This is a genomic window from Vibrio sp. J383 (assembly GCF_023503985.1).
GTDB lineage: Bacteria > Pseudomonadota > Gammaproteobacteria > Enterobacterales > Vibrionaceae > Vibrio > Vibrio splendidus.
Genome location: NZ_CP097294.1, coordinates 1,063,727 through 1,080,640, shown reverse-complemented (window position 1 = coordinate 1,080,640; position 16,914 = coordinate 1,063,727). Strand labels below are relative to the sequence as shown.

Annotated in this window: 16 protein-coding genes and 1 pseudogene; 1 reads left to right on the top strand and 16 read right to left on the bottom strand. The window is 40.7% G+C overall.

The window, feature by feature from the left end; translation table 11 throughout:
- Positions 1-53: 53 nt before the first annotated feature.
- The 4 genes from M4S28_RS21270 to M4S28_RS21255 form a co-directional block, all read right to left on the bottom strand.
- Entirely contained in the window at positions 54-782 is a 729-nt protein-coding gene (locus tag M4S28_RS21270; protein ID WP_249632778.1) for a helix-turn-helix domain-containing protein, read from the bottom strand.
- Between the two features lie 174 nt (positions 783-956).
- Complete coding sequence (locus M4S28_RS21265; protein WP_249632777.1) at positions 957-1,985, bottom strand: DUF4382 domain-containing protein; 1,029 nt, start codon at positions 1,983-1,985, stop codon at positions 957-959.
- A gap of 423 nt (positions 1,986-2,408) precedes the next feature.
- Positions 2,409-2,660: a DUF2999 family protein gene (locus M4S28_RS21260; protein ID WP_009844829.1), complete on the bottom strand. Its 252-nt coding sequence runs from the start codon at positions 2,658-2,660 to the stop codon at positions 2,409-2,411.
- A gap of 130 nt (positions 2,661-2,790) precedes the next feature.
- Positions 2,791-3,888 carry a YdcF family protein gene (locus M4S28_RS21255; RefSeq protein WP_009844828.1) on the bottom strand — a complete coding sequence of 366 codons (1,098 nt, stop codon included), beginning with the start codon at positions 3,886-3,888 and terminating at the stop codon, positions 2,791-2,793.
- Between the two features lie 498 nt (positions 3,889-4,386).
- Between M4S28_RS21255 and M4S28_RS21250 the strand changes: the two genes are divergently transcribed.
- Positions 4,387-5,061 carry a glutathione S-transferase family protein gene (locus M4S28_RS21250; protein ID WP_249632776.1) on the top strand — a complete coding sequence of 225 codons (675 nt, stop codon included), beginning with the start codon at positions 4,387-4,389 and terminating at the stop codon, positions 5,059-5,061.
- 395 nt (positions 5,062-5,456) lie between these two features.
- Here the strand turns inward: M4S28_RS21250 and M4S28_RS21245 are convergent, their stop codons facing one another.
- The 12 genes and pseudogenes from M4S28_RS21245 to M4S28_RS21190 form a co-directional block, all read right to left on the bottom strand.
- Entirely contained in the window at positions 5,457-7,265 is a 1,809-nt protein-coding gene (locus M4S28_RS21245; RefSeq protein WP_249632775.1) for a response regulator receiver domain, read from the bottom strand.
- Positions 7,258-10,260 (bottom strand): ATP-binding protein, encoded by a 3,003-nt coding sequence (locus tag M4S28_RS21240; RefSeq protein WP_249632774.1) that lies wholly within the window; start codon positions 10,258-10,260, stop codon positions 7,258-7,260. Before M4S28_RS21240 ends, M4S28_RS21245 begins: the two co-directional genes overlap by 8 nt.
- A 57-nt stretch (positions 10,261-10,317) precedes the next feature.
- Entirely contained in the window at positions 10,318-11,496 is a 1,179-nt protein-coding gene (locus M4S28_RS21235) for a DNA cytosine methyltransferase (protein ID WP_249632773.1), read from the bottom strand.
- A 199-nt stretch (positions 11,497-11,695) separates the two neighbouring features.
- Positions 11,696-11,953 (bottom strand): annotated as a pseudogene (locus tag M4S28_RS21230) (IMP dehydrogenase); the annotation flags it as partial.
- A 130-nt stretch (positions 11,954-12,083) separates the two neighbouring features.
- Positions 12,084-12,374, bottom strand: a complete 291-nt coding sequence (locus tag M4S28_RS21225) for a hypothetical protein (protein WP_249632772.1) — start codon at positions 12,372-12,374, stop codon at positions 12,084-12,086.
- A 485-nt stretch (positions 12,375-12,859) separates the two neighbouring features.
- Positions 12,860-13,057, bottom strand: coding sequence for a hypothetical protein (locus M4S28_RS21220; protein WP_249632771.1), 198 nt, complete (start codon positions 13,055-13,057; stop codon positions 12,860-12,862).
- 2 nt (positions 13,058-13,059) lie between these two features.
- Positions 13,060-13,755, bottom strand: a complete 696-nt coding sequence (locus M4S28_RS21215; RefSeq protein ID WP_249632770.1) for a hypothetical protein — start codon at positions 13,753-13,755, stop codon at positions 13,060-13,062.
- On the bottom strand, positions 13,746-14,435 hold the full coding sequence (locus M4S28_RS21210) for a hypothetical protein (protein ID WP_249632769.1): 690 nt from the start codon (positions 14,433-14,435) through the stop codon (positions 13,746-13,748). Before M4S28_RS21210 ends, M4S28_RS21215 begins: the two co-directional genes overlap by 10 nt.
- A gap of 15 nt (positions 14,436-14,450) precedes the next feature.
- Positions 14,451-14,987, bottom strand: a complete 537-nt coding sequence (locus tag M4S28_RS21205) for a baseplate complex protein (RefSeq protein WP_249632768.1) — start codon at positions 14,985-14,987, stop codon at positions 14,451-14,453.
- Positions 14,988-14,993: 6 nt separating this feature from the next.
- On the bottom strand, positions 14,994-15,302 hold the full coding sequence (locus tag M4S28_RS21200; protein ID WP_249632767.1) for a hypothetical protein: 309 nt from the start codon (positions 15,300-15,302) through the stop codon (positions 14,994-14,996).
- Positions 15,303-15,312: 10 nt separating this feature from the next.
- Positions 15,313-16,113, bottom strand: a complete 801-nt coding sequence (locus M4S28_RS21195; protein WP_249632766.1) for a hypothetical protein — start codon at positions 16,111-16,113, stop codon at positions 15,313-15,315.
- Positions 16,106-16,912: a phage tail-collar fiber domain-containing protein gene (locus M4S28_RS21190; RefSeq protein WP_249632765.1), complete on the bottom strand. Its 807-nt coding sequence runs from the start codon at positions 16,910-16,912 to the stop codon at positions 16,106-16,108. The genes M4S28_RS21195 and M4S28_RS21190 overlap by 8 nt, the downstream gene beginning before the upstream one ends.
- Positions 16,913-16,914: the final 2 nt, after the last annotated feature.

The window sequence follows — 16,914 nt, the reverse complement described above, 5'->3', positions numbered from 1 at the left end:
TAATAGTGAAGATTGATAAAAGTTAGTTTGCCGAAAGGACGCTATTGTTGTTTCTAAAGACTGTCTTTCATTGAGCCTAGAAACGCCCTTGGAGACATCCCAAAGTGCTGAGAGAAGCGGCGACTGAAAGCAGAAACATCACTATATCCCACATTTTCAGCGATCAATTGAACAGGTAAATCTGTGTGGGTTAACAAGGCTTGAGCTTTCTCCATACGATATCGAGTGATGTATTTAAGCGCACTGATACCCAGGCATTCTTTGAAGCGTTTTTTAAATTGAGTGGGACTCAAACAGGCCGTTTCTGCAAGTTGTGATATGGATAACGGTTGTGTGTAATTATCCGCTATCAGCCTTTGTACGGCGCGGATTCTTGGGTCGATGCTCTTACTGACCTGTTGTTGTTCTAACAGCAGTGAAAACACATCCAAGATGGATGACTCAATACCGCTATCGACCTGATATTCCAGCTGCTTCTCAACAAACAACAAGAAGCTCATCAAAGGTGGCGTTATCGTGAAAACCGAGAGCTCGTGCTCTAACAAATGCTGAGGCAACACAGCCATATCCGCGACAATAAACCGCGCTGCTTCGTCCGCTTTAAACGCATGTGCTGTGGTTACCGGAATCACCACACATTCGCCCACCGCCACTTTACCGACATACCCCACCATTTCGATATTAATACTGCCTTGGATCGGCAATACCAGTTGATGATGGTCACCATGAGCATGGGTATTAAATTGCTTGGTGTAAGATCGAATGCTTAAGCTAGATTTCATGAGCAACGCCGGAGTACATTTCGCTAGGTTAAAGTAAGAGATACAAAGTTACATTATCACTTCCCTAGAGTCACACTCAATGATCATCAAATTCATGCTAACTAGGTGACATGATCAAAAACGGCCTCCAAATAAGAGGCCGTATTTATTCGAATGCTAAATCACGTCAAAGATTTAAAACGATACTTGGTTATCCTGACCAACCACTACCTGAACACTATTTTGAACATCATAGATTTCAAAACCATCAGCAACCGGATCAGCATTGTCTTCATCACTGTCGTACTGCGCAGTACAGGTATAACCCAATGAGTAAGTACCTGGATCAATGAAGCCCAGAGAGAACTCATAGTTAGTCTGTGCTTCATTCATTGCCACTGACGCTGAAGTGATCGGTTTCACTTCATCACTGCCGCCAATCGGAGCCATGTTAGCTTTAGCGATGTCACCTTCATACAAATAAACCGATTGGACGAAGGTATTGTCATTTGTAGGGTTACAAGCTCCAAAAGTTGTTGTCGCTACAGTACCTTCAATGTTTCCTGTCTCAACCGTATTAATAAGGCTTACAGACGTTCTTTGAATGGTGTAATCAGGGAAAGTCGAACTGTTCTTTAGGCCACGTCGAAGATCGAACTCGACAACAAAATCGTTACTCTGTTGGTTCACATCGAATGAGTTGTTGAAGTACAGCACGCCAGCATTGTCTTCTTTACCCACACCTTGCGGGCACGCGCCTTCACCTTTCACTGTTAACTTTTGTTCGTCATTCTGATCATCTACAACATAAGATGGATGCTTCGGGTGATCGCCATCATTCGCAAATACACACAACTTATAACTGCCTACCGGAATGACCTCATTTTCAATCAAAGGAAGCGCCTCGCTGCCTTGGTAATCCAATAAATTAACACTTAACGGAATAGGATCTGCGCCATCAGGTAATGGATCGCCATTTTCATCAACGTAGTCGCCGTTTTCGTCCGTTTTATACACATCATAAATCAGTGGCGAACCTCCCCCTTGAGGAAGTAAAGCCACCTTGCTGAATGTCACCGTCACATCTTTAACATCATCGACGGGCGCATCACTCACACTCAAGGTAATTGGCGTCGTACTGCTTGATGATCCTGAGTCTCCGCCACAACCAACAAGCCCTGCCAACACAAGGCTCGCTAAAGCCGTTTCCTTTAAATATTTCATAACTCATTTCCTATAAAATCACTGCTCAATAAAGGGCTTATTTGAGTGCCCTCTTATTCTTTTTCTTGTTGTGACCCATAAATAAACAGCGCTATTGTTTGATGTTTATATCCCTACTATTCAAGGCATTCCTCATCCAAAAAACACTGTTCATCAAGGTGCACATATCAAGTCGCACATAGGTTAATTAAGTCTAGTAAGTAAATTGTCAGTAGCAACGCATATTTGGCAAAGGTGCTGTCAATTGTGTTGAAATAGTCGTTGAGTAGAAAATGGGAGGCAGGGATTGAAAGCAACTTGATCAAAGTGAATAATCGCCACCAAGATCAAAAAAGGCCGTTAAGACAGCCTGTTGCTGAACTTAAACGACCTTTTCATTGAATTTTGATTAAGCTAATTCGATATTAGCTCATTCAAATTCACTTATTTTTGAAGTTGCTCTTTAGCCGCTTCAACCTTAGAAAAATCTAGGCCAAGCTCTTCAACTGCTTCTTTGATTAGCGCAGGGTTTTGCATTACCTGACCCATCAGCATTTGAAGTTTATCTTGTGGTAAACCAAGTTGGCTGATTGTCGCCATTGCTGCAAGAGGGTTCTCGGTCAACGTCTTGAATATCTCGCTGATCTGCTCGTCGCTAATATTGTTCTCTTTCAACATTGCTAAAATCGGGTTCATTTTTTTGCCTTTGAAACACTAAATTAAGTAGGAGCACAGCATACCATCTAGCTGTGCTCGATTGTACTAGCAAGTGAAGCTTTGGTTTAACACGAACTGTGCTTTTCCCAAATTCAAATGATGCTTGGGCTTAACGAGATTCCAGCGGGTAAGAACGGTAGCTCCACATGCCATAAGTTCTGAGAGCATCACGGTAGATACCTAATAGCTCACCACTGCTCGCTTTCTTAAGATCTTCTAGCGGCTTGTCTGGGTAAGAAACCGTATCGAAGGTAATGCCCTGAGGGCCAGTTTGCCAGCTCGCGATTTCAAACAGAGTTTGACCACGACGAACATGGCTTGCCGAGCTAATAATGGTCGCGTGCTTAATATCATGACGAGCAAGCGCATAACTACTGAATAAGGCATTGCCTACCGTGCTGGTCGCGTAGTTCTCTTCAATGATGCGGTCTTTGCTTACCCCTTTTGAGATAAGCCAATCCGCCATTAACTTGCCTTCTGTCTTATGGTTCTTAGGCACGCCGCCGGTTAACACGATCATCGCGTCTGGGTTCGCTTTCGACATTGCTAATGTCGTTTCAAGACGTTCAATCAAGATTTCATGCATAGAGCCATCAGGGTTAAGCGCGTAGCCCAAAGTGACGATGGCACCGTGGTCGCTCAACAGTCCCTTATCCGCAGACTCTTTAAGAGGAGTTTCTAACACGCGGTCGACCGTTGCAAAAATACGTTTGATGTCTTCTGCTTTGCCTTTATTCAGGCTTTCCAGCTTCTCCATGTGCTTATTCGATTCACTGTCATTGCCTTCAAATCGCTGCCAAACCGCTAGATACGCATGAAGGTCGACATCGTCTGGCGCAACCGTCAGTGCTTGTTCAAACAACTCAATAGCGCGTTCTGCGTTCTTGTTGTAGATCTGAGCGTTCGCTGCCGAGATCAACAAGTCAGTACGGTAAGGTTCTAGCTGGTAAGCTTCTAACAATCGGTTAGTCACAATTTCCATGTTGCTTGGCATTTTAGCCGTGAAGCCCGCGTGAGAAATTCTTGCCGGAGACTTAAACGCCTGCAACGCATCAAGAAGTAATTGGTCGACAACTTGTCGCTTAGTCACCAACTGCGCGTAATCTGCTGAAGCTTGTACTGCGCCATCGTTAGCGGCAAAAGAATAAGGTGTTGCGCCAAAAGCGAGCATGCCACCAAGAGCGAGGGCGATAATGTTCTTTTTCATGGAAAGATCCTGTGTCGTTAAGTGTTCACATCAGATTTGCTCACCAATGTAATTCCCTAAGATTAAAAAACTGTGAACCACACCAGAATCTCCGAGGTTAATATTCATTTGTTGCATAAGGTGTGGCAACAGATCACGATTTTGAACTTACCAATAAGCCTGCGCATCGAGATAACTTTGGTTTAAAGGGGAATTCACCGATCATTTTGGAATATCTAACTGATGATTCCATACGCCCTATTCCACCGAAAACCACCCTTCACAAATCCAAACTCCGCAGAAAACAACACGCCCAAACAGCAACTTTAAGCTCATTTTTTCAACAACTTAAAATCCAATACACTGCATTGTTCGATGTTAATCCTCCCGACAGATAACGAAGTTCTAAACGTATGGCCGATAAATGTGAATCGACGTATTTTCAAATAATTTAGAATCAATTGTTGAACGACCGTTCAAGTGGTGCTTTAATGAATGACCAATACAAGGAGTTACCCCATGCTTAAGTTCTATTTTCACCAAACACCCAACCCAATGAAGATCGCTCTGTTTCTAGAAGAGACAGGCCTAGATTTTGAACTCGTTCCTGTCGATACTTTAAAAGGCGAGCAACACACACCGGAATATCGCTTAATAAATCCGAACGGTAAAACACCAGCCATTGAAGACGATGGGCAACGCGTGTTCGATTCTAACGCTATCCTTCTGTACCTATCAGAGAAAACAGGCAAGCTTGGTGGTCAGCTAGAAGACAGAGCCGAACTGCTATCTTGGATGATGTTTATCGCGAGCGGACTTGGTCCATACTCAGGCCAATCAGTACACTTCCGTCATGCCGCACCAGCAGGCTTAGATTACGCGGTAAATCGTTATCTTCGCGAAGCACAACGTCACTACGAAGTGTTAGAGAAACATATGGAAGGTCGTGAATTTATCGTCGGAAATGAGTACACCATTGTCGATGTCGCTGCATGGGGTTGGATTGATAAAGCACCTTTCGTGCTTGGTGAAGAAGGCTTAGAACCTTACCCGAACTTGAAGCGTTGGTTTAACGCAATTAACACTCGCCCAGCCGCCCTGCGCGCTCGCGAGATTGGTAAAGACGTTGAATTTAAAACCGAACGTGATGAAGAAGCGAAACGAGCACTGTTTCCTTCGAATTATGCGAAGTAGAAGTAGTAAAGTCTTATAATGAGGCTCAGTGAGAATCTGCTGGGCCGATCTCCCTAGAATGAATAGAAAGTCATAGTCCCCCTACTCTTTGTTTAACTTCCTCGATCTTAGTTCAGTGGCTCAAACTAGCTTTTAATAAAACCTAACCACATGTTTGACTATTATGGGTATTAATCTCGATGGGACTCTATTGATTGTCGCTAAAGAGATTCAACCAGCTGCAAGCGATACGTATCTAGTAGGTAGGAGCGGACTTACTTTAGTTAAACGATATTAAATATCGTTTAACTTTACCGGCTCCAACTCGAACAATCGGAGACGGTTAAGTCGCGTTAGTTATAGATAAGTATTAGTTTTGACTTGTCCAACTTAACGTTGCTAGATAGTTAATCTAGTTAGGCTCTATATTGAAGAAAATCCAAACCTACTCTTGACTGCGAGCTTCCAAATTTTTGTAAAAGATTGATTGCGTATTCATAACGAAGTTGAGAAACAATTTTAGCTTTTACTACTCTATTACCTACAATGTTAGACAGGCCGCCAGAATGAACTATTTTAGTAAAAACAATAAAAGGCTTATCATCTTCCCATATTATTTTTCCGAGTTCGTGGCAAAAAGCTTGCTCCCATTGAGGGTTTGCGCCGTCAGCTTTTAAAATAGAGTACCCTTTAATTTTACCATCCTCATTAATGACTACATTCTCGTTACTATTAAGGTTACTTAATAACTTCTCTTCTGAACTAGTCTTCCCTTTAGGTTTAAAGCGATCCGAACAATTCCAAAGTCTAACTAACTTAAATGGCATTAAAGTACCTAGTTCTTTTTTCCAGTCACTTTTTTGTGTAGGAATTAAATCACAAGCAGGAGTCAGGCAAATAAATTTTTCTTCATTAACTTCAACGATATGACCAGTAGATAATTGGTTACCACTAACTAGTTGACTACACCGATGAGCATTCAAATGCTTACATATCTCTAATTTATCATGTCGATCATCTATATTAACCCCGTGATAGTTGGATATAACATCTTTAACTGGGGATCCCTTTAGCTCTTCCCTTAGAGCTGATGAAAATTTTTCTAGGCTTTGCATCATTGATTCAGACATTAACTCAACAGCTTGTGAGACAGTTTGTTGAGTTACCCACTTTGATTTTTCTTCCGTTACTTCAATAAAATCTTTAAGCCAACCAGCATGAACATAGTTATTAGAAAGAATAGCGTCCTCAAATAATGCTCCATTATTATCAAGCTCAGCTCTAATTTTGGACATTAATAAACGGTGTGGCTTTGGATTCCAAGATAGAAGAGCCTTACCTAGATATTCAGGAAGTAGTACTGGCTCGACAGATTTTTTATCTATAACCGTTATAAATAATCGGTTGTTCTTTATCCAATTGACGTTAGATGATATATCTGCATCACAAGTAAGTCCGTTTACTCCTACAAGTTGATGTTTAATCAAGTCGTATTGTTTCTTTGAACCAATATCAACAAATTCTTTAATAGTAAAACCCACATTATCAGGCATATCATTAAATAGATCCAATATCTCACTGTAATAACTTAATTTATCATATTTAATATCATCGTTAGTGAGTGATAATATCTCAATCAATCTTGTCCCTTCGAATAACGTAGTTATTTTTTCTTCAAAATTATCATCTTGACTTTCCCACAACGATAGCTTTAAATCATATTTGACAATAGACAGTGATTCAAAATATTCTGAAGGTGTTGTAAGATTAAATAATATTTCATGAAAAGTATTTTCTATATTATTCTTAGTGTAAACAACAACCAAGTTAAAATGATCATTATGTGATATTTTATTAATAAGCTCTAAAGACTTTGTCCCATCATCATGATCACCCGTCAAATTGTAATCAAGAATTAGTAAATCACTCTGATGTAAGTGATCGGTAATAGTATCACTAATATCTTGGCCATCATGAATATCACACAACCAATTTCTTCCCGGAGCTCGGAACGCCTTTATCAGTTCTCTTGAACGAGCTAAATCTAGTCCATTTGGATATTCAATATTCATATGATATTGAATATCTGAAATGTCATCATGAGTATGAGTATACATACTAATTTCAATCATTTTATCTAAGCTAATAAATTCGTCATCGACAACAAGTACAGTTCTTATCGGATCAATATAGACTTGTTCTAATATACTTGCTAAGTCAGACATTTTTTATTCCTTTAAATAAAATAGAAAAATTGGCACCATTAAGTAACTTTCTTTTTTTATCCATAACATAAGCGATTTTATGACCAGACACTGCGAGATTAGTTCGGCTTAAATATAAACCAATACCTCTTCCACCTGTAGATTTTTTCGTGAAAAATATAGTAAACAAGTTCTTAATATCATCCTTATCCACACCTGGACCATCATCAGAAATCATCACTTCCCCATCAACAAAATCAATCATAATTCTTCTTTCACTTGATTTACTTTGACAGACCCAATACCTAGAATTATTCACTAAATTTACAAACACAGGTAACACTCTTGATTTATCATCTCGAATAGATACATTCCGGAAACTATCAGAATATTCAATGTTTATATTATTTTCCAAAAACAATTTATTAAAAAACGTATTTATATATAATTCTATATCTACGCCCCTAATTTCTTGTTTTTTATTTGAGCCCGAAACTCGTAAAGGAGCGAGAAAGGCAAACTTACTTGATATCCCGTCATAAGTAGATTGCAACGTTGATATCTCAGGTGTGTTTCCTAATTGGTTTACAAGGGTACTAATAATGTTGTTCATTGATTTGTCTAAGTGAGCTAGCTCATGGCTAATAATTTCAACAGTGATTCCAAGCTGCGCCAACCCATTAAGTCTACTAACTTCCTCTTGAAGTTTTTCAAACTCCTCAGAGTCGTATGTGGCAATAGTATTTAGGTCTATATCATTCTTAAGATTATCAATAGATAACATATATGTAGAAAACAGGCTCTCAACTTCTAAGTCTAATTTGTCTTTTTTTAAATCCACATTAGAAAGTGAATCTTGTAAACTAATCACATCATTCTTTAAAGAGAAGCGGATATCTTTATAATCACTTTTGATTCTTTCTATTTGTGATTCAACAACTCCATCTAGTCTAACTCGCTCCGAATCAAATTCACTACTCAAGATTTTGACACTATCTCTTAGGCCTTTAGAAAACGATTTTGTCATTCTTTCTATTCTATCGTCTAATAATTCTATCGGAGTTTTAGGATTCAACTCTTCTTGCAGTAACCCAACTTCTTTTTGGGCATCATTAAGCTTAAATGCAATTTCTTGAAAGTCATCTCTAAACTTTCTATAGTGAATTTCCGCTTTACCTAATTTAGTTGGTATTCCAGACAATCTTAAATTGTTTAATTGTTTTTTATATTCACTGATTTTGTCATGCGATAAGGTTAAATCTTCAGAATCATAAGTCTTCTTGTACTCATTATATACAAGTAAAAACTCTTCGGTTTCTTTCGATAATTCAGAGATCGATTCTAAATTATTTATTAATGTACCAACAAATCTAGCTTGATCTCGTTTCTTTTTCTTTTCTCTTTCTTCTTTGGCTTTACGCTCATTAAATGCAGCATTCAACTGTGGTTGGAGAACCTTTCTTATTTCTGATTCCCTGCCTATATACCTTTTAGATACTGTTACCAATATATTATTAACGATATCTTTAAATACTTTCGAAGATTTATTATCAATAAAACCCTCTCGACCAGCTTTATCTCTTAGGTTTTTGTTATTCTCAGCAGTAATCAATAATCGTCCAAAAGTATTCCTGTTCGAATAATGATATAAACCAGCATTTTTCGATCTTCTTGCCTCTATTTCAAAAAAGTCATTATCATCACGACCGTAGGGCATAACTCTCAAAGTATCTCTATAAACTAAAAATCCCGAAAACTTCTTACTTAAATTAGTCAGGTAATTGAAAACATCATTTTCTAGTGTCGTATTTTTTGCCAAATTTTCAAAGCTAGCTACTGTTATATGAAACTTTCCAACTTTGCTTCTTAGATGTGTAGGTACTGAGTATGGTGAATGTATCGTTACATCCCCTCTATCTTTATGAAATGAGCGAACCTTTCCTGAAAATGTACCATTTTCATCAACTTCACCTGATATTATGTGTTCACAAAGGTCAAAGTTATCAGAAGAAAACTCTTCATCAGGCGATAATATTATATAAGGCTTCCCAGAACGCCATAAACTAACTTCATGTTTAAACGAACTCTCAAAATCATACTCTTTATCAAAGGAATCGAATATATTTCTTTCTATGCCAAGATATGTTTCAGAAAAGTTAGATAATGTTGATGAGAATTTCATTTGAGCTTGTACTATCGTATTATCTACTGAATTTTCCGCTAATTGAGCTGTAATATCAGGGTTCACATCCGAAATAACTAGCGCGGTTCCATGATCACTAAGCTCTTTCCATACATCCCATTTACTAAGTGTTTCCGATGAGTATTTAGTAGCAGCGAGAGTTTTTTCTATTGCGGAAATTGTAGTAGTAACTAATTTATCTTGTTGTTCAAGTTCCTGAGAAACCTCTAATTCAGAAAACAACTTCCAAGCATGGTTAATTCTGCTTGCTCTATCTTTATCTTGCGATATATCACCATAGAGATTACCTCTTAATTGATCTAGCATTGAAGGTAATAAATTGAACAAATCATCTTTATTACTAAACTCTTCAACAGGTAATCTTATATCGTGCAAATACAAATAAGGGTTTTCGAACAAACGCCAGTCGATTAAAGACGCAACAAAATCATCGTTTTTCTTCTTAGATATGATTAAAAGCAATGACCCCATAATTGCACAAGAAAGTCTTCCGATCCCTTTCTGCCCTTGCTTTGGTCGTTCTGGTAGACCATTCATATCACTACGTGACTTAACCTTATTACTTTTTTTAGACTCGGTACCTATTACTAGCCAATAATCGACAAAGTCTTGTCTATTCATTCCATGGCCATTATCGGCCACCATAGCTAAAGGAACATCTCCGTCAATAATATGTAATGCAACATTTCTGGCATAAGCATCAAATGAATTTTTCCAAAGTTCAGATATAGCGGTTGGGCAATCTGCAATTTGTTCTCTTCCCAGATGGTCTAACGTCCTAGCACGGGTTAGAAAAGGAACAGCCTCTGACATTTGTGATTCCTAAGATAATGAAAATAAAAAAAGTGCCTAGTATTGTAGGCACTTTCTTTATATCAATCTACTGCATATGTCACTTATCAGTATCTTTCCGAGCTCAGGAGGTACAGCATTCCCTATTTGCCGAGCTTTTTCAGTCGAGCTGCCATAAAAGTCAAACCAATCGGGGAAAGATTGTAATCTTGCTGCGTGCCGAAGCGTCATACCATGGCTTAACCAGGGGTGCATGAAACGACCTTTGGAAGGGTTATTACATCCAGTGGTGATCGTATTACTTGGCAAGTGTATAAATATCCGACCGTAAACATCTTTATGCCCTTTATACCCATTAGAATGGCATTTTTTTTGATGCTTTTTACCAGCATCTTCTCTACTCCCATTCAGCGGAGTATCTTCAATTTGACCGAGCATTTTTTCTGTAGGCTTCATATGAATGTCGCATGGGTCACTTTCTTTAAAAGTCGCCCCGTAACTCAAAGAAGCTAGGAGCTCAAAAGTCTGCTCATGACTTAGTTTCGATTTATCTTTGAAATAGTCGTCCCAATACTGTTCATAAAGCTCTGTTGGTAACTTATCAAATACACTTGATGCAGTCTCCCAGTGAGGCTTATTTGTAGAACTAGGTGAAAAATGTGTCGGTTTTGGTGGAAAGTGAATACTTTGACAATCCAGATCTTTTCTAAGGCCGTAAATAAACACGCGCTTTCTATTCTGAGGTATACCGTAATCTTTCGCGTTCACAATATCGCAAAACTTTATAATGTACCCAGCATTCTCAGCAAGTGAAATGAACTTATCTAAAAAGTCTTTATGGCGCTTCCACAGTAGGCCTGCAACATTTTCAACAAGGAAAGCTTTAGGGCTAAACTCGTTTACGAATTCAAAGTACCTAAGTAACAGAGCGTTACGAGGATCGTTTACGCCAGCATTATTAATTCGGTGAGTTGAAAAGCCCTGACATGGAGGTCCACCTAGAATAAGGTCTAATTCACCTTTCTCAAGCTTTAAGCTCGTTCTTAACTCTGAAGGCTCCACATTATTAATGTCGCCGTCTTCTTCACCAGCTCGTAAATCAATTTTAAGTTTGCGTGTATTTATAAAGTTTTCTTTATAAGTATTAGCAGCGGCTTTATCAAACTCGATAGCTGCAAGCACATCTACCCCTGCATCGATTGCAGAAAGAGTAAAACCACCGGCACCGGCAAACAAATCTATCGCTTTTACTGTCATTAAAAATACTCAAAGAAACGTAGCTGGCACATTTTACCGACTTACTAATAAATTACCATTATTTGGAGTTCTAATAGACTACAAAACAACCGGAACACATACACTTGGGATAATTAGACCTATTGCTTCTGTTCAAAACCCAAAAAAAGAGCCGCTAAAAAGCGGCTCTTGATTTTCAAACTATTCGAATTCGTTCAGATTACTCTTTACCGAATACGTTGTTCTCTTGCTCTTGTACACGGATGAAAGTCGTACGCTTAGTTAGCTCTTTAAGCTTTGCTGCGCCTACGTATGTACAAGTTGAACGTACACCACCAAGGATGTCAGAAATCGTGTAATGAACTGAACCACGGTATGGAAGTAAAACAGTTTTACCTTCCGCAGCACGGTACTTAGCAACACCACCTGAGTGCTTGTCCATAGCCGACTGTGAAGACATGCCGTAGAACTTAATAAAAACAATAACTATTACAATAAAATCAACAAGTTAATCCAATATTAATGTATATAAAAACAGTAATAAGTGGCGATTTATACCCATAAACAACGCTGTTTTACAATGAATGCCGCCATTTTTGCCGCCACTTTTATTGATTAGGAATGTTCGTTCGTCTCACTTCTCTAATCAAACTTTCTGCAACATCCAAAATCTCACGCTCTTCGCTTTCCAATGGCGCATTTACTATTATTAAGGCGTAAAAGTAGTCAAGCATCACTATCAAGTCGTGGGTTCGATTAACTATATCGATACTTACACTTGCTATGAAGCTATCCAGTTCCGTATCTGAGTGCCATTGTTCGGGCTCCCCGCCAAGTACTTTAGAAATGGTAACTCGTATGTAGCGACATAATGGGACTAACTCCCTAGCAATGATCATTGACCTTCCTTCACAAACATATTTGTAATCTATATTCGATAGCAAGTACTCATTCATACAAGAGGATTAGTGCATAAATTCGTCTGACTTAACAAAGTAAGCGTATTTGAGTGCCAATTCCTCACCAACAATTAGCCAAAATCTATACCTATGATCTCCAGAGGTTCTTCCATGATGATTTTGTAGGCTCAAATAGCAGTAGTAAATCGACACGCCAGATTCTTCAAACTTTCATAATATTGTCTTCAATAGAGTGAGAGGAAAGAAAAATGAGTGGATTCTACGTAATATTATTCCTAGCAATAACTTATAAAACTAGGATTAACGAGACAGGAAAAAAGGAAATTAACCTAATAATTATCAACCTGTTACGATCAATTTTATTGCCTTGCATTGTGATTTTTGGTTTAACCGAAGTATTAATAATGTTTCTTTCAAGTTGATGTAATCAACAAGGGAAACGAACCATCTTAAACTTTGGTTCGTCAACTAACTTTATACTCCCCTGAAGAGCTTCCCGCAGAAATTGCTACTTGAGCGTTCTGCGTGATCTCATCTACTACAGCATTCGCGATGGCTTCAGCCATCATGCCAGCCATTGCGAATTCACCATCGAGCACAAAGCCCTGGGCTTTCAGTTCGGTTTCTAGCTTCTGTTTCAATGATGTTTTACTTATTGCCATTGTTACTTCCCTACATAAACAGTGGTTGATACATCAACATGCGGTTTACCCATGAAGGGGCAAATGCTCGCGCCTGTGCAGACCCCTTTCCCGCCATTGAACTTGATGGTGTCTGCGTCTTCGGTGATGTTCTTAGCTTTGATGGTTCTATTGCCTTTAACGGTTTCGGTGTGGTTCCCATCAATTTCAGCGATTCGATTTTCTAGTACTTTGATTTGCTGAGTTAGGCATTCAAGCTTATCGGCTTGGTCTGTCTTACGTTCAAAGTTGCCTTTCTGGTCGACTAATTGATACACACCTTTGCGCTGTTGGTATCGGCTTTCACCTTCCTTAATGCCTGGTAGCTTAAACCCCAGTGGCAGCACGCAACGAATAAACGGCTTGTCTGGTTGACCGAACATGAAGCCTAGTTCAACAATACTACCGATTGCCGGCGGCTCTAAACGACCAGCATGATCACCCAGACCAGGAACGGGAAGCGGTACCGCCTGCAGTGGTGATTTATCTTCATACTCCATGCCTTTTTCATCAAGCAGCTGAACATCCACCGCGTAGTGAGGGTAGAAGCGATCAGATAAATCGCCCTCTTCAGGCAGCTCTGGGAGCGCAACCACCTTTCCCCAGCGGGGTAAGTGCCATCGCCCTGTGAACTCAGGGAACAACCTAAAGATGATGCGCTTGAAGGTATTCACATCCATGTTAGCTTTGCCTCCGTCCCTTCAAACTCGACACCCACTAATCGAAGCCCGTTCACCACAACACCGGGCTTGAGCTTTGGGATAGCCGGTATCTTTACCGATTTGTTGGCCGTGTGGTTAGTCATAAGCGCATTGGGCAAAGTGATCGGCTTACCTGCCCAAAATGAATCGCTCCAACTGCCCACATACACTTGGCCGTTGCCTTGCTGCTGCCAGAACAAATCATCGATGCTAAATGCCTGGGCCAACTCATCGATGACTCGATACCCATTACCATCACTGTAGAAACAAGGAATGGCTGTTTTACTGTAAGCCTTTTCGGGTACCACAAATTGAAGCCCCGTTTTATTGGTGACCTCGCTCAGTAGCTGCATCAGTGTTGGATGGCGCAATATGATATTGAGCGGTTTATAGAGAATGGCCGCGAGCTCACGGCAAAATATTTTCGACCACCCTTTTTCAGCAGGTTGAACGCGTTCGATGTAACCCAAGAAGACGCGAGTAATGTCATCACCCCAGCCTAAGTCGATAGCGATGAGCGTGTTTGGTTCAGGGTTACCTTCAACCGAAAGCTCACAACGACCAGGCGTATTTTCACTGAAGACAATACGATGGCTTTTGACCTTAGTTTTCTCTTTACCTAAGTAAGCGCGACAAAGAAACTTGTTGTTGGTTGTCATTGGCCACACCCTCGTTTAAGCCAGCGCATTATCCACACTTTTTAGCACTTTCATGACGCCCGTTAATTCCACTTGCGTGCCTGGCGGTACATCGTCGGTTTGTCCTGTTTCAACCGGTGTATTCACACCCTGCACTTTCTGTTGAGCTGCAGGTTTATCCGGTTGACGTTGCTCGACTCGCTCTGGCACTGACAGGTGTTCGACCAGTTCAAACGATACACTCCACTGGCGGTGAGACTCTTGCTCATCTGCCCGCACTACCCCTTGGAATTTCACCTGGCGAATTTTCAACGCCTCGGCTGTTTTGTTACTGATACGATAGATTTGCCGCGCGTCGTTTTCTTGCGCTTCGGCCATACTGAACAAGTTAGTCAGCAACTGATTTTTGGTAAAAGGGATCACGCCTTTCACCGTCAGTATTTTACCCTTGCTGCCTGTTTCCGCTTGGTCAGTCGCCGAGGTTTGGCCGGACATGTCTTGTCCGGCCAATTGCTGACGAACGCTAATACGTAGGTTCTTTAGTGGGAGCTGAGCGCCGTTAAGAATGAGCAAGGTTATCTACCCCTCAGCCGTGTTGTCATCAACTGGTAGAGGGTAGCGCGCTTTTATTTCTTCCACTTTGCTTTTCCAAAGCGATTCAGACTCAGAAGTTCCATCAAACTGCCACTCCATAAACAGTGGGTCAGACTCTTTTCGATAAGCGGCTTTGCGTTTGTCCATCACTTCTTCAAGCTGTTGCTTCCTCTGCTCGGCAGACATACAAGCAACCGCTTCTTCTTCAGTGAATCCAAGCTCCATCAAAATGAATGTTTCGCTTGGAACGTTTATAAGCACTTCGCCGGTTGGTAACGTTAATTCAGATATCATGATCTACCCCTTATGACTTTGGTTCAAACAGTTGTTTATTGGTGTATTGGTACGCATTTCTTGTCTCTGCATATCGCTCACCAAGAAACGAGTCATCTAGCGCGTAAGCTTTGACAGCCCACATGATTTCAAAAGAGCTCTGTGTTGAATGGTCCATCTCAACTTCGCCGACTTCCTTACTAAAATTGACGTCTGTGTCCCAATTAGTCACGACGACATATTTTAGCCCACCGCGCAAATAACAACCGCTTTGTCTCGGACACCCAACGATATCTCCAGACTTCACGCCACCATATAACGGCTTTGCACCCTTAATCGGCCTTGCGATACATGTCATTCGGTGACCAATTTTTTTAACCGTTTCCCGATACGTTTGGGATATGCGCTTAATTTGAAGGTATTGACCATCTCCCCCCCAACCTGAATCATTCCCTTCTAGCTGTAATAAAAGGCCAGCGATATGTACAACACCCGCTCCAAACGGTCTCAAAGAACTATCTCTGCTGTAATGTCGAGTTATCTCTATTTCACAGCCACCATGCTCGTTAGTAAGCATTTTCCACCACACAGGAAAAAAGTAATCCACCGAGGCTTCTGTCAAATCAATGATGTGTACGTATCGAGCGACTCCTTTTAATTGGTCTGCATTGGCAGACTCCTTCCACTCTTCCAGTTGTTTGACTTTGGCTGCCACTGTTGCGTTTATTTGGCCAATTTTCCCCTTCACATCGTCCGACAATTGTTTGCTAGCCGCCGTCTGTTGCAAAGACGCATCCACCGCTTGCTTCAATAACACATCCACATTACTCATCACCGCTCTCCTTCACTCTTAAAGACTCTCGTAACTTCATTAATTCATGCTCTTGTTCTATGGTTTGCTTTTGGGTCTGAATCAAAAACGCCGTCAACGTGACGTCCATTTCTATGCGTTGCTGCTCGGTATACTCATAGTGACTTTGCATTGAATGAGAAAAGACCTGGTGCTTTTCGTTGGTTAAGGCAAGGTCATCCGTTAGCGTATCTAGGCGTTGATTCAAGTGGCAATTTGTCTCACTGAGCATCAAGTTTTCATGGCTTTGCTCAACAACATCCTTTTGGGTCTCAATGAGCCCGACAGTCAACTGGGCGAGTAAAGTGTCCATGTCATCGAGCTTGGCTTCGTAATTAAACTGCCACGTCTCTGGCGTCACGGTAATATTGGTGATGGCCTGAGCGCCGGAGAACTTCAGCAAGAAGTTGCGCGTTAAGTTGTTGCCTTCTTCACTGGTGCGTTCGTTGTTCTTACGTTTGGATTGCACCACCATGTGATTGGCTGATATCAACACCCCTTCTTCGCTGACCAGGCCGAGCCAATTGAATTGAAAGTTGCCCACCGTGTTATCTAAAATCAGCGAATAAACAACCTCGTTTCCATTCACACAAGCGCTACGCGTCGGTGCACTGCGAAACACAATCAGTCCACTCGCCGGAAGCGATTGGTCTCTTCGTGGCGGTATCAGAGGATCTAAGTTTGGCACATGCGCCAACACAAACTCACGGATCACCAAGGGCTGTTTTGCTTGTTGTTTTCGAGCAATAAGCTGCTCGCCTGCAATGGTAATGACTGCCATAA